This is a genomic window from Bacillus sp. BS3(2021) (assembly GCF_021043345.1).
Taxonomy (GTDB): Bacteria; Bacillota; Bacilli; order Bacillales; family Bacillaceae; genus Bacillus; species Bacillus paralicheniformis.
In genome coordinates this window covers 58,015-71,081 of the sequence record NZ_JAJNDM010000007.1, presented here as the reverse complement: position 1 = coordinate 71,081, position 13,067 = coordinate 58,015, and the positions used below count along the sequence as shown (strand labels likewise).

13 protein-coding genes are annotated in these 13,067 nt (G+C 47.0%); 8 read left to right on the top strand and 5 right to left on the bottom strand.

Annotated elements, in window-relative coordinates; translation table 11 throughout:
• Positions 1-16 precede the first annotated feature (16 nt).
• A complete protein-coding gene (locus LQ247_RS16060; protein WP_231006274.1) occupies positions 17-1,213 on the top strand; it encodes a cytochrome P450 in 1,197 nt (398 codons plus the stop codon).
• Positions 1,214-1,250: 37 nt separating this feature from the next.
• On the opposite strand, the gene LQ247_RS16055 is transcribed toward LQ247_RS16060, so the two are convergent.
• A complete protein-coding gene (locus tag LQ247_RS16055) occupies positions 1,251-2,081 on the bottom strand; it encodes an ion transporter (protein ID WP_035336980.1) in 831 nt (276 codons plus the stop codon).
• Between the two features lie 165 nt (positions 2,082-2,246).
• On the opposite strand from LQ247_RS16055, the gene LQ247_RS16050 reads away from it, so the two are divergent.
• Both LQ247_RS16050 and LQ247_RS16045 read left to right on the top strand, forming a co-directional pair.
• Entirely contained in the window at positions 2,247-2,669 is a 423-nt protein-coding gene (locus LQ247_RS16050; RefSeq protein ID WP_231006273.1) for a MerR family transcriptional regulator, read from the top strand.
• Between the two features lie 59 nt (positions 2,670-2,728).
• Complete coding sequence (locus tag LQ247_RS16045) at positions 2,729-3,913, top strand: MFS transporter (RefSeq protein ID WP_231006272.1); 1,185 nt, start codon at positions 2,729-2,731, stop codon at positions 3,911-3,913.
• A gap of 221 nt (positions 3,914-4,134) precedes the next feature.
• Here LQ247_RS16045 and LQ247_RS16040 read toward each other — a convergent pair whose 3' ends face one another.
• Complete coding sequence (locus tag LQ247_RS16040) at positions 4,135-5,691, bottom strand: ABC-F family ATP-binding cassette domain-containing protein (protein WP_231006271.1); 1,557 nt, start codon at positions 5,689-5,691, stop codon at positions 4,135-4,137.
• A 137-nt stretch (positions 5,692-5,828) separates the two neighbouring features.
• On the opposite strand from LQ247_RS16040, the gene LQ247_RS16035 reads away from it, so the two are divergent.
• Positions 5,829-6,959 carry a DEAD/DEAH box helicase gene (locus tag LQ247_RS16035; RefSeq protein ID WP_197406989.1) on the top strand — a complete coding sequence of 377 codons (1,131 nt, stop codon included), beginning with the start codon at positions 5,829-5,831 and terminating at the stop codon, positions 6,957-6,959.
• 43 nt (positions 6,960-7,002) lie between these two features.
• Here the strand turns inward: LQ247_RS16035 and LQ247_RS16030 are convergent, their stop codons facing one another.
• Together LQ247_RS16030 and LQ247_RS16025 are read right to left on the bottom strand one after the other, a co-directional pair.
• Positions 7,003-8,025, bottom strand: coding sequence for an NADP-dependent oxidoreductase (locus LQ247_RS16030; RefSeq protein ID WP_269146022.1), 1,023 nt, complete (start codon positions 8,023-8,025; stop codon positions 7,003-7,005).
• Between the two features lie 56 nt (positions 8,026-8,081).
• Entirely contained in the window at positions 8,082-8,465 is a 384-nt protein-coding gene (locus tag LQ247_RS16025; protein WP_065644553.1) for a DUF3212 family protein, read from the bottom strand.
• Positions 8,466-8,660: 195 nt separating this feature from the next.
• On the opposite strand from LQ247_RS16025, the gene LQ247_RS16020 reads away from it, so the two are divergent.
• From LQ247_RS16020 to LQ247_RS16010, 3 genes are all read left to right on the top strand, one after another.
• The gene (locus LQ247_RS16020; protein ID WP_026578903.1) at positions 8,661-9,008 is read left to right on the top strand and encodes a general stress protein; all 348 of its coding nucleotides are present in this window, start codon (positions 8,661-8,663) and stop codon (positions 9,006-9,008) included.
• Between the two features lie 110 nt (positions 9,009-9,118).
• Complete coding sequence (locus LQ247_RS16015; RefSeq protein WP_231006269.1) at positions 9,119-10,555, top strand: anion permease; 1,437 nt, start codon at positions 9,119-9,121, stop codon at positions 10,553-10,555.
• Positions 10,556-10,703: 148 nt separating this feature from the next.
• The gene (locus tag LQ247_RS16010; RefSeq protein ID WP_231006267.1) at positions 10,704-11,282 is read left to right on the top strand and encodes a VanZ family protein; all 579 of its coding nucleotides are present in this window, start codon (positions 10,704-10,706) and stop codon (positions 11,280-11,282) included.
• 46 nt (positions 11,283-11,328) lie between these two features.
• Here LQ247_RS16010 and LQ247_RS16005 read toward each other — a convergent pair whose 3' ends face one another.
• A complete protein-coding gene (locus LQ247_RS16005) occupies positions 11,329-12,111 on the bottom strand; it encodes an MBL fold metallo-hydrolase (RefSeq protein ID WP_231006265.1) in 783 nt (260 codons plus the stop codon).
• Positions 12,112-12,215: 104 nt separating this feature from the next.
• Between LQ247_RS16005 and LQ247_RS16000 the strand changes: the two genes are divergently transcribed.
• Complete coding sequence (locus LQ247_RS16000) at positions 12,216-13,010, top strand: MBL fold metallo-hydrolase (RefSeq protein WP_026578896.1); 795 nt, start codon at positions 12,216-12,218, stop codon at positions 13,008-13,010.
• Positions 13,011-13,067 lie beyond the last annotated feature (57 nt).

The following is a 13,067-nucleotide window of genomic DNA, read 5'->3' as shown; positions in this document are numbered from 1 at the left end:
ACGGGGGAGATATAGCATGACGACAGAACTGCACGAGGCAGGGCCGCGTCTGAAATCGGATTCGGATTTTTGGAGAGATCCATATCTGTTTTACGATAAACTGCGGTCCGTTCATCCTGTATATAAAGGAACCGTTTTAAAGCATCCGGGATGGTATGTCACCGGATATGAAGAAGCGGCGGCGATTTTGAGGGACGCGGTATTTAAAAACCGCGTTCCTCTCCCTGAAGCCTCTACAAAATATGAACAACTTCACGAATTGCAGCGGAATATGATGCTGTTTCAAAATGAGTCCGGCCATAAGCGGATGCGGACGATTGTCGGCAAAGAATTCATGCCGCAGAAGACGGCATCTTTCCGTCCTGTTATAGAAGAAATCGTCCATGAATTGCTCGATCAGCTTGAAAACAAGAAGACGGCGGACATGGTATCCGAATTCGCCTTTCCTTTGGCAAGCCTTATCATTGCCGACATGCTCGGCGTCCCCGCAGAGGAGAGATATCAATTCAGGCAATGGACGGCGGATCTCATTCGAACGATCGATTTGACCCGCACACGAAAGGTGCTGGCAAAAGGCGGGGATACCGTTGCCAAGCTGACGGCGTATTTTAAAGATTTGATTGAAAAGCGAAAAGCTCATCCTTCTCAAGACCTGATCAGCACATTCGCCGGTCATGAGCAGCTCGCCGAAGATGAAGTGCTTGCGACGTGCATTCTGCTTGTGATTGCCGGGCACGAGACGACGGTCAACCTTTTGACGAACGGATTGTTTTTGCTCATGAACCATCCCGGCCAGCTCAGCGCGCTGAAAGAAAATCCGCTGCTGATTGAGTCAGCCGTTGAAGAATGCCTGCGCTATGAAAGTCCGACACAGCTGACAGCGCGCACCGCGTCAGAGGACTGTGAAATCAACGGGAAGATCATCAAAAAAGGAGAGCGCATATACATCCTTTTAGGCGCCGCCAACCGCGATCCGAAGATATTTCAAAATCCGCATGTATTTGACATCACGAGAAAACCGAATCCGCACCTTGCCTTTGGAGCCGGTGCACACGTATGTTTAGGCTCGGCATTGGCGCGGCTCGAAGCGCAAATTGCCATTCCCGCATTGTTGGAGCGGCTGCCTAAGTTGAAGCTTGCTTCAACAGACATTCCATTTCGCAGGTTAATCGGCTTTAGATCGCTGGCCGAGCTGCCTGTCATTCTCAATTAAAGACAAAAAAGGGCTGGCTTACAGGTGCCGGCCCTTTTTAATCTTTCTTTTCATTTTGCGTGATATAGGTTTCCAGAAGCGTTTTTAATTCTTTAACCTCCGCGCGCAGTTCTTTGATTTCTTTTGTATCCTCTTTCAGCTCGCCTGTCTCATCTTCTATTTCCTGAGAAATTTTTTGTGCATTATTCACGATTTCCCCGACGATCAAGTTGATCATAATGAAAGTCGCAATGATGATAAATGAAACGAAATAGAGCCATGACCAGCCGCTCTCGGCAAAAATCGGCCTGAATATGCCGCTTGCCCACGATTCGAGCGTAAAGGTTTGGAACAGTGTCAGAAGGCTGAGCTGCAGGTTGCCGAAGTATTCCGGCGCGATAGCAGAAAAGAACATCGTACCGATGACGGCGTACACATAAAAAATGATGCTCATCAGAATAATGACGCTGCTGATAGTCGGAATCGCCATAAACAGCGCATTGACGATCCGTCTTAATGAGGGAACGGAAGTGATCGTCCGCAGCACCCGCAGCACCCGGAAGATACGGAGAACGCTGACGAAATTCGTATTGTAAAGAATCAAACTGCCGGCGACGATTACGAAGTCAAAAACGTTCCAGTTGTTTTTAAAAAAGTGCTGTTTTTGAACGAATAGTTTAAGAGATAGTTCGATGACAAATATCGTTAAAAACAAACAATCCACAATAAAAAATACTTTTTGATAAGGTTTAAAGAAAGCGTAAGTTTCCAAACCGATCGAGATGGCATTCAACACAATGACCGTCGTTATGAATGACTGAAACAGCCGGCTTTCAATCAATGCCGAAACTTTACTTTGAACTGAAAATCGATTTTGATGAGTGTTCACTCTGATTATTTGTCCTCCTGTTTAGTTGTCCATTCTATGATACGTTACAGCAGCAGGATGATGTCAAGTCAGTTCTTTTTTTTGTATCGAAAAAAACTTAACGTTTACGTAAAAGTATAATAGTAGTATAATAGAAAAGAAGAAAAATCTCGGGGGGATATGGACGTGGAGTGGATGAAGATTGATCAAATGGCCAAGCGAAGCGGCCTGACGAAAAGAACGATCCGCTTTTACGAAGAAATCGGTCTGCTTTCTTCACCGAAGCGGACGGAAGGCGGTGTCCGTCTTTACTCTGAAGACGATCTTGAAGAGCTTGAAAGAGTGATCAGCGCGAAGGAAGTGCTGGGATTCTCGCTGCAGGAGCTCCAGCAGTTCATGGAAACGGGCAAGCACTTGGAGATGAATAAAGAAGGATACCTTTTATCGCTGGACAAACGGGAACGAAAAGAAAAGCTCGAAGACATTCAGAGGAAGCTGAATGAACAGATGAGAATGATTGATGAAAAGATTGAAAAATTTCAATCATTCAAGAAGCGCTTGGAGGGTATGCAGGCAAAAGCTGAGAATGCGCTTCAATCAATTGATTAAACAAGAAAAACGCTATTTTTATAGCGTTTCTTTATTTGCAAAGAAAGGTTTGATAGATCATGAATGAACAACCACCTGAGAACTCAAGTATGTTTAAACAGCCAAAAGCGGTCTGGGCCGTGGCCTTTGCCTGCGTGATCTCGTTTATGGGGATCGGGCTTGTCGATCCGATTCTGCCGGCGATTGCGCGGCAGCTGCATGCTTCCCCCAGCCAAGTTTCGCTTTTATTTACAAGCTATCTGCTAGTCACAGGTTTCGCCATGCTTTTATCAGGCGCCGTATCGAGCCGGATTGGGGCAAAGCTGACGTTAATCAGCGGCTTGATCCTGATCATCGTTTTTGCAGGCTTGGGCGGGCTTTCGCATTCCATTTCTCAGCTCGTCGGCTTTCGCGGCGGCTGGGGACTCGGAAATGCCATGTTTATCTCAACTGCGCTTGCCGTCATTGTCAGCGTGGCATCTGGCGGAAGCGCAAAAGCCATTATTTTGTATGAGGCGGCTTTGGGATTGGGCATTTCGGTTGGACCGCTTGCCGGTGGAGAGCTTGGCACAATATCGTGGAGAGCGCCGTTTTTCGGCGTATCGGTTTTAATGGCGGCTGCTCTTTTGGCCATCTTTTTTCTTTTGCCGCCTATCCAAAAGCCGCGGAAGAAAATTTCCGTCAGCGCGCCGATCAAAGCGCTTCGTTATAAAGGGCTATTGACGCTTTCAGGCGCCGCATTCTTATATAACTTCGGTTTCTTCACCCTGCTTGCATATTCGCCGTTTGTTCTTGACTTAAATGAACGGGGCCTCGGCTACGTCTTTTTCGGCTGGGGGCTGTTTCTTGCGATCACTTCCGTTTTCATCGCTCCGGCCGTACAGCGGATCTTTGGAACCGTCCGCTCGCTGATCTTTCTGTTTATGCTGTTTGCAGCTGATTTGCTCGCGATCGGGATTTGGACGGAGCACATGGCGCTCGTCATCGGGGCGATCATCATAGCCGGAGGGATTCTGGGCATGATCAATACGCTTTTGACAACAGCGGTGATGGAAGCTGCGCCTGTCGAACGGTCTGTCGCTTCATCTGCCTACAGCTCCATCCGGTTCATCGGCGGGGCCATTGCGCCTTGGATCGCCGGTGTGTTAGCCGATCATTTTACTGCGCATACTCCCTATTTTGCAGGATGCATCGCCGTGCTTGCCGGCATGGCCGTTTTGACTGGAGGCCGCCGTTATTTGGCAGGCATCAAAGCCGGTCATTAATGAAAACAGCGTGTCGAGAAACCCTCGCATTCGTTGTCAGGCCTGCGCGTCGGTGCTCACGAATTCCTGCATTCGCTCCGCTCCGATGCTCGGCCTTCCTAGACTGCAAAGGTTTTCAATCACGCAGAAAGGATGACAAAATCCCAAAACAAAAAGCCGTTTTGGGATTTTGTCAACAATCTGAAAGCTTGTTTCCCTAAAAGGCAACAAGCTTTTTTTGTTTATAAAACTTTCGTTGTCCATGACTCGCAATTCCATGTTTCTGTCGCGATGTCCATATAGAATTCAGGTTCGTGAGAGATGAGCAGGACGGAGCCTTTGTATTCTTTCAAAGCTCTTTTTAATTCTTCTTTTGCTTCAACATCAAGGTGGTTTGTCGGTTCATCGAGTACAAGCAGGTTCGTTTCCGAATTGATAAGCTTGCATAGTCTGACTTTTGCTTTTTCCCCGCCGCTTAATACGGATACCCTGCTTTCGATATGCTTTGACGTCAGTCCGCACTTCGCCAGAGCCGCGCGGATTTCGTACTGTGTAAAGGACGGAAAGTCGTTCCACACTTCTTCTATGCATGTGTTGTTGTTGGTCTCTTTGACTTCCTGCTCGAAATAGCCGATATGAAGGTGTTCGCCGCGTTCGACTTCTCCCGACAGTGGTGAAATTTCACCCAGAAGGCTTTTCAGCAATGTCGTTTTTCCGATGCCGTTGGCTCCGTACAGAGCGATCTTTTGGCCCCGCTCCATTCTCAAGTTCAGCGGACGGGACAGCGGCTCATCATAGCCGATGACGAGCTCTTTCGTTTCAAAAATCAGCTTTCCGGATGTTCTTGCTTGTTTAAAATGAAATTCAGGCTTCGGTTTTTCCGAAGGGAGCTCGATCATATCCATTTTATCGAGCTTTTTTTGCCGGGACATCGCCATATTTCTTGTGCTGACGCGCGCTTTGTTGCGGGCGACGAAATCTTTCAGCTCCGAAATCTCCTGCTGCTGTTTCTTGTAGGCTGCTTCAAGCTGCTGTTTTTTCACTTCGTATACTTCGCGGAATTGGTTGTAGTCGCCGACATAGCGGGTCAGCTCCTGGTTTTCCACATGGTAGATCAAATTGATGACGCTGTTTAAAAACGGAATGTCGTGAGAAATCAAAATAAAGGCGTTCTCGTACTCCTGCAAATAGCGTTTCAGCCATTCGATATGCTGTTCGTCCAGATAGTTTGTCGGCTCATCGAGCAGCAGGATGTCGGGCTTTTCCAAGAGCAGTTTGGCAAGCAGCACCTTTGTCCGCTGGCCGCCGCTCAAATCCGCGACATCCCTGTCAAGGCCGAGATCGTTAAGCCCGAGGCCGCGGGCGATTTCTTCGGCTTTTGCGTCAATCGCGTAAAAGTCGTTGTTGGTCAGGGCGTCCTGGATCGTTCCGACTTCTTCGAGAAGCTTTTCAAGCTCATCGGGGTCAGCCTCGCCCATTTTTGTGTAGATGGCATTCATTTCTTCTTCCATCGCAAATAAATAATGGAAAGCGTTTCTGAGCACGTCGCGGATTGTTTGTCCGCGCTCAAGTGATGTATGCTGGTCAAGATAGCCGACCCGGACCTTTTTGGACCATTCGACTTTTCCTTCGTCAGGCTCAAGTTTGCCTGTAATGATATTCATGAAGGTCGATTTTCCTTCGCCGTTTGCTCCGATGAGACCGACATGTTCGCCTTTCAGCAAGCGAAAGGATATATCATGAAAGATCGCCCGGTCGCCAAAACCGTGGCTCAGCTTTGTGACTGTAAGTAAACTCATGTTTTGCACCTCAAAAAATATAATCTGTATTCTATAAGATTATATCGAACTCAGAGGGAACAATAAAAGAAAAATTGCGCAGCCGCTTTTGTTTTGAGATACTAGGAGCAGAATCAACCTGATAAAAGGAGAAAAACATGACAGAAAGATGGCCATTTTTAAATAAAGCAAAACCGTTTATTCAAGAAAACTGGAAGGCATCGGGCTTTCAAGAGCCGACGAGTGTCCAAAAAAATGCAGTCGATCTGATTTTGGACGGGCGTGACGTGATCGCCGAGTCGCCGACTGGAACGGGCAAAACGCTCGCTTACGTCCTGCCGATTCTGGAAAAGCTGGAGGCGGATCAAAAGAACGTGCAAGCTGTGATTTTGGCTCCGTCCCGCGAGCTTGTCATGCAGATTTTTGATGTGATCGTCGAATGGAAAAAAGGCTCGGATATCAGAGCCGCTTCCCTGATCGGCGGCGCCAATGTCAAAAAGCAGCAGGAAAAGCTGAAAAAACACCCGCACATCATTGCGGGCACACCTGGACGCGTATTTGAGCTGATTAAAATGAAAAAACTGAAAATGCATGAAGTGAAAACGATCGTCCTTGACGAAACCGATCATCTGCTTACACCGGAGCATCGCGGGACGATACAAAGCATCATCAAATCGACGCTCCGCGACAGGCAGCTCCTCTGTTTTTCGGCGACTTTAAAAGACGACGCCGAACGCGAGCTCCGCGGTATGACGACAGAAGCGGAAGTTCTCAGGATCAAGAGGTCGAAAGAAGAATCTGCAAAAATCAAACACCAATTTCTCGTATGCGACCAGCGGGATAAGGTGAAGATCCTGCAAAAATTCTCGCGGCTTCCGGGCATGCAGGCGCTCGTCTTTGTCAAAGACATCGGCAACTTAAACGTGTATGCCGAAAAGCTCAAATTTCATCATGTCGACATCGGCGTTCTTCACAGCGAGGCGAAAAAAATCGAGCGCGCCAAAATATTGCAGGCATTTGAAGCAGGCGAATTCACGCTGCTTCTCGCGACCGATATCGCAGCGCGCGGAATCGACATCGAAGATCTCCCTTATGTTATCCACGCCGATTTGCCAAACATTGAAGGCTATATCCACCGGTCGGGAAGGACGGGAAGAGCGGGGAATGAAGGAACCGTGATCAGCCTTGTCAACCGCATTGAAGAGGAAAGGCTGAAAAAGCTGGCGAAGAAGCTTGAAATCCCGCTTCAGCGGATCGTGTATGAAAGAGGACGGATTATTGAAAGATAAGAAAGAGGCCTGCTGCCGGCAGGCCTCTTTTTTATATGAATGCTCAGGCATTGTCGGAATCGGCGACTTTGATCAGCTGTTTGCCGAGGTTTTTTCCTTCAAACAAGCCTAAAAATGCCTCAGGTATCCGCTCGAAACCTTCTGTTATCGTTTCCTCATATTGAAGCTGCCCGCTTTTTACCCATTCGGCGAGCTGTTTGGTTCCTTCAGGAAAGCGGTCCCTGTAATCGTTGACAACAAATCCTTTCATCAGGGCGCTTGTTTTAATTAAGGCCGTTTGTACACGCGGCCCCATATCATCTTCTGCGCTTTTGACGTTATAAGAAGAAATCGCCCCGCAAACCGGAATTCGTGCAAACTTATTGAGCAGGGGGAAGACAGCATCTGAAATCGTGCCTCCGACGTTGTCAAAGTAAACATCGACACCGTCCGGACAAGCTTGTTCAAGCGCTAAGGCCATATTTTCCGTTGTTTTATAATTGATTGCTTCATCAAAACCGAGCTTTTCTTTTAAGTATGCCGTTTTTTCGTCAGAGCCTGCAATACCGACGACTCTCGCCCCTTTGATTTTGGCAATTTGTCCGACGGCGGAGCCGACTGCTCCGGCGGCACCGGAGACAACAACCGTTTCACCGGCTTTTGGCTGTCCGATGTCCAAAAGTCCGAAATAAGCCGTCAAACCGGTCATGCCGAGAATCCCAAGAAAAGCGGTAACAGGCGCGAGGGACGGATCGATTTTCTGCAGATTGTCTTCGCGAACCGCTGAATACTCCTGCCAGCCCAAGCGGCCCAAAACAATGTCCCCTTTTTTGAGCTTGTCTCCTTTTGCAGATATCACTTCGCCGATCACGCCTCCGGTGATTACTTTATCAAGCGGAAATGGCTCGACATAGGATTTCGTGTCCTGCATTCTTCCCCTCATATAAGGGTCCACTGAGACATAAAGCGTTTTTACAAGCACTTCACCGTTTTTTGCTTCCGGAATTTCCGTTTCTTTTATGCGAAAATCGTCCATAACAGGTATGCCCTGCGGACGTCTTGCGAGTTCAATTTGTTTTTGCAACATAATGATTCCTCCTTTTACTTATAACTTACCACGTAAAAAAGAGGTTTAGCAAAAGATCAGCGGGTTGCATGAAAGGTTTTTTTCAGCACAGCATCGGGCAGAAAAAGATGAAAAACATCAGCATTTCTTTCATTTAAAAGATATTGATTGGCATTTTCTCTCGAAAATTGAAACATGTCTTTTGTGATAAAAGGAAGCAATGACAGGAGATATGAAGAGAGGAGGTCTTCGGTGCTGCTTGCCGTTCTCCTTTCTTCCGGATCGCCGATGTTCATGATGATTGAAAAGACGTAATCGATATTAATGCCGAATCGTCTGGCGGCAAAAGATTCAAATCGATGAGTATCAACTTCTTGATGACCTTCCCTTGAAAAAATCTGCTTGACCAAATCGCTAATGATCCATGCGTTATATTGCTGTTCCGGTGAAAAATAATACACGCTTCAATCACCCCATCTCAAAGCCTTGTCTATTTGTAATGTACCTGAATTGGCAATCCTTTCAAACATTTTGTCTGAAAATTTATAACAATTGTAACATTGAAATGAAAATGTCATGACAGAGCATTCATCCGTTTAGCCGCGTAAACAAAGGGTAAGTGTTAAATACAACATGAAAAAAGGGAGGAGATTCATATGAAACCAGTAGTAAGACAATATACTAATGATGAAAAACTGATGAAGGATGTTGAGGAACTCAGGGAAATCGGAGTTGCAAGAGAAGATATTTACGTTCTGTCACATGATGACGACCGTACTGAAAGACTTGCGGACAACGCGGATGCCAATACGATCGGAGCCGAAGAGACAGGCCTTAAAAATGCCGTGGGCAATATCTTCAACAAAAAAGGGGACGAACTCCGCAATAAAATTCATGAGATCGGCTTTTCAAAACAGGAAGCAGAACAATTCGAGAAGCAGCTTGATGAAGGAAAAGTCCTCCTCTTTGTCACGGATCATGAAAAAGTGAAATCTTGGGTATAAATTGAGACTGCCGACAAGGTCGGCAGTTTTTTTAATAAAATAAAATTTGAATGATAGCAGGAAAGGAGTAGAATAATAAACGAAAACGATATGAATAGGAGGAAAAGGTTTTGGCTAAAGAAAAAGATGCAGAACAAAAATCGGCATTGAACATCATTCCTCTTGCGGTCACGATTTTAGTCGGAGCGGTGATTTGGTTTATTCCGTCGCCCGCCGGATTGGACCCGAAAGCATGGCACTTATTTGCAATCTTTGTGGCAACGATTATCGGCTTTATATCAAAACCGCTGCCGATGGGGGCAATCGCCGTATTCGCATTGGCGGTTACGGCGCTGACCGGAACGCTGTCGATTGAAGAAACGCTCAGCGGTTTTGGAAACAAGACGATTTGGCTGATCGTCATTGCCTTTTTTATTTCACGGGGATTCATTAAAACCGGTTTAGGTGCGCGAATCGCCTATTTATTTGTGCGGATGTTCGGCAAAAAAACACTCGGACTCTCGTATTCACTTCTTGTCAGCGATTTGATTTTGTCGCCGGCGATCCCGAGTAATACCGCACGGGCCGGGGGAATTATTTTTCCGATTATTCGTTCGTTATCCGAAACTTTTCAGTCAACGCCCAAGGACGGCACGGAACGGCGCATTGGCGCTTTCTTGCTGAAGGTGGGCTTTCAGGGGAACTTGATCACTTCAGCGATGTTCTTAACGGCTATGGCGGCAAACCCGCTGATTGCCAAACTTGCCCATGATGTGGCAGGTGTGAATCTGACCTGGACAAGCTGGGCTGTGGCGGCCATCGTCCCGGGACTTGTCAGCTTGATCATCACCCCGCTTGTCATTTATAAACTGTATCCGCCTGAGGTGAAAGAAACGCCTGATGCGGCGAAAATCGCAACAGAGAAGCTGAAAGAAATGGGCCCGTTCAAAAAATCGGAACTCTCGATGGTCGCGGTCTTTTTGCTCGTCCTTTTTTTATGGATTTTCGGCGGAAACCTGAAAATTGACGCAACGACAACGGCATTGATCGGTTTAGCCGTCCTGCTTTTGACACAGGTTCTGACGTGGGACGATATTAAGAAAGAGCAAGGCGCATGGGATACGCTGACATGGTTTGCCGCGCTCGTCATGCTGGCGAGCTTCTTGAATGAACTCGGCATGGTCGGCTGGTTCAGCGATGCGATGAAATCGTATGTTTCAGGATTCTCCTGGGTCAGCGCATTTCTCATTTTAATTGCGGTTTACTATTATTCGCATTATTTCTTTGCGAGTGCAACCGCTCATATCAGCGCGATGTACTCGGCCTTTCTCGCCGTGATTATCGCTGCAGGCGCTCCGCCGCTCCTCGCAGCATTAAGCCTTGCGTTTTTCAGCAACCTTTTTGCTTCGACGACACACTACGGAGCTGGAGCGGCACCCGTCTTTTTCGGGGCCGGCTATATCCCGCAAAGCAAATGGTGGTCAATCGGCTTTATCCTGTCGATTGTTCATATTGTGACATGGATTGTTGTCGGAGGGCTATGGTGGAAATTATTGGGTATATGGTAAAATGAAGGGCAGGAGAGATCCTGTCCTTTTTTATGTTTATTTTTTGAAGCAGTTGATTTGAAATTCCACAATTTATGGTCGAAAAAGTGTGCATTTCAGTCAGTTATAACTGGTATGCACTGAACGATGGTGACGTAAGGGGGATTTAATGTTTTGGTCAGTTAATTTAATGCTACTCGGTTTAATGTGCGCAATCGTCTACTTTTTGTACGACATTGTGAAGAATCGAGAAAAAACAAGTTTTTTTAGAAAAATGGTGTTTGCCAGTTTTATTGTTTATTTGAGCGTCGTTTATCACTATACGATAGGCGGAATCAACATTCCGCCGCAGCCGGCATACGCTCAAATGAACATTCAGCTCATTCCGTTTTATTTTGTCGCCGAATGGGTGCAAATGCATCAGCAGAGCGGGTTTGATTGGTTTTTTTGGAATTCTGTCAAGCTTACATTTTTTAATGTTTTATTGCTCATTCCTTTAGGTGTGTATCTTTCCGTTCTATGGAGAAAAATTTCGCTGAAAAAAGCGGCGGTTTTTGTTTTTTTGACAAGCTTTTTGATTGAGAGTCTCCAGCTTGTGCTATCTGTGACTGGATTCATAATGGCGAGAACCTTTAATGTGGATGATTTAATTTTAAATACGGCCGGCGGTGTAATCGGTTTCTGCCTGACGTCTTTCATGTTCGGAGCTAAAGGATCAGGTTCCCGCAGGAAAGGTCTGCATTTTTGAGGAAAGCGCAAAAGATGATTCCCGGCTGGGCAATCATCTTTTTTAGTTAAAATTGAAAGCTCAGGTTCTTGAATCGGTGCGTGCCTGTGCCGTGCTTTGCCAGCCCGTGTTTCTTTAAGTGCAGTGCCGCATGCCCGGCTTCCTGCAAAATGTCAGGGTTAAGACCGAGCTGATGATGCCCGCCGAAAACTTTTTTCACGCGCCCGATAGCCGAGATTTTTTCAAGTGACTGAATCAATTGGACCGGATCAGTCGTCGGGTAGAATGCATAGATGGGGGCTCCGGTATACAGCAGGTCGCCGGTAAACAAGTAGCCTGACGCCGGATCAAAGATACAGATATGCCCCGGGGAGTGTCCGGGCGTATGATAAATAACGAGCGGCCTTGAATCGCAGCCGACTGTGTCGCCGTCTTGCAGCGTTCCCGACGGTTCACCTCTGAACGGGGTGTATGTTTCAGCGGAAAAGCCGGCCGGTACAGGTTTAGTGATATCTCGAGAGACATCGCGGCGAATGTGCTCGATCGGAAGCCCTTTGATTCCGTCCGTCAGCCAGTCTTTCTCGGCTTCATGAACGTAAATGCGCTGATATTCACCGTGGCTTCCGATGTGATCCCAATGGACATGGGTTGTGATGACGCTGACCGGCAGATCGGTCAGACTATCCGTTACCGTCTTCATGCTGCCGATACCAAGACCTGTATCAATTAAAACGGCTTCCTTCGCCCCAATCAGCAAGTAAGAGTGCACATTTTCCCAATGCCCGTATTCGCTGATCGCATATGTGGATTCATCAAGCTCTGTTACAGTAAACCATTGACCATCTCCCATTGGTTTGTCCCTCCTTCATTTTTTCAAAGGTGCTTATCCATGCATATCCTCAAGTCAAATGTGCAAAGTAATAAAATATATGATAAGTGAGTGTGGTGAACATAATGAGTGATCCTTACATGCCTTTGACATCCATCAACAGCGGGGTCCTGGAAGAGTATGCCGAAGGCGTATTCGGTTTGACGGTGCAAATCGTCAATGTGTATTTTATTTTCGATCCCGATTCGCGGGAAGCCGTTTTAATCGATGCCGGAATGCCCAAGTCCGCTCCATTTATTTTAAGAGAGGCAAAGGAGCGGTTCGGCGATTTTAGCCTAAAAGCAATCGTTTTGACGCACGGACATTTCGACCATGTCGGCGCTTTGGAAGGTCTTCTCGAAACATGGCCGGTTCCGGTTTACGCCCATGAGAAAGAAATGCCTTATTTAACGGGAAAAGCCGATTATCCGCCTGCCAAACCGCAAGTAAAAAGCGGGCTGGTTGCAAAGATGTCTCCGTTGTTTCCGAGGCACTCAATCAACATTTCGTCCCATGTAAAGCAGCTTTCTGAAGATGGTTCGCTTCCATTTCTTAAAGGGTGGAAATGGATTGAGACGCCGGGACATACACCGGGTCATGTTTCGCTTTTCCGGCAGTCGGACAGAACCTTGATCGCAGGCGACGCCGTTACAACTGTAGAGCAGGAATCTCTGTTTGAAGTGGCGATTCAAAAGCAGGAGCTGAACGGACCCCCGGCTTATTTCACAATGGACTGGACAAAAGCGGCAGACTCGGTTCGGAAGCTGTCGGAATTAAAACCGGCTGCATTGTTGACGGGACACGGTGTACCGATGAAAGGAAACGATTTTTCCAAAGAGCTCCTTGATCTGTCAGGCCGCCTTCCCGCTTCTGATTCGTAAAATGCCATATGCTGCCCATTAAAACATTCAGCCAGGCTGAATGTTTTTTTATAGGGA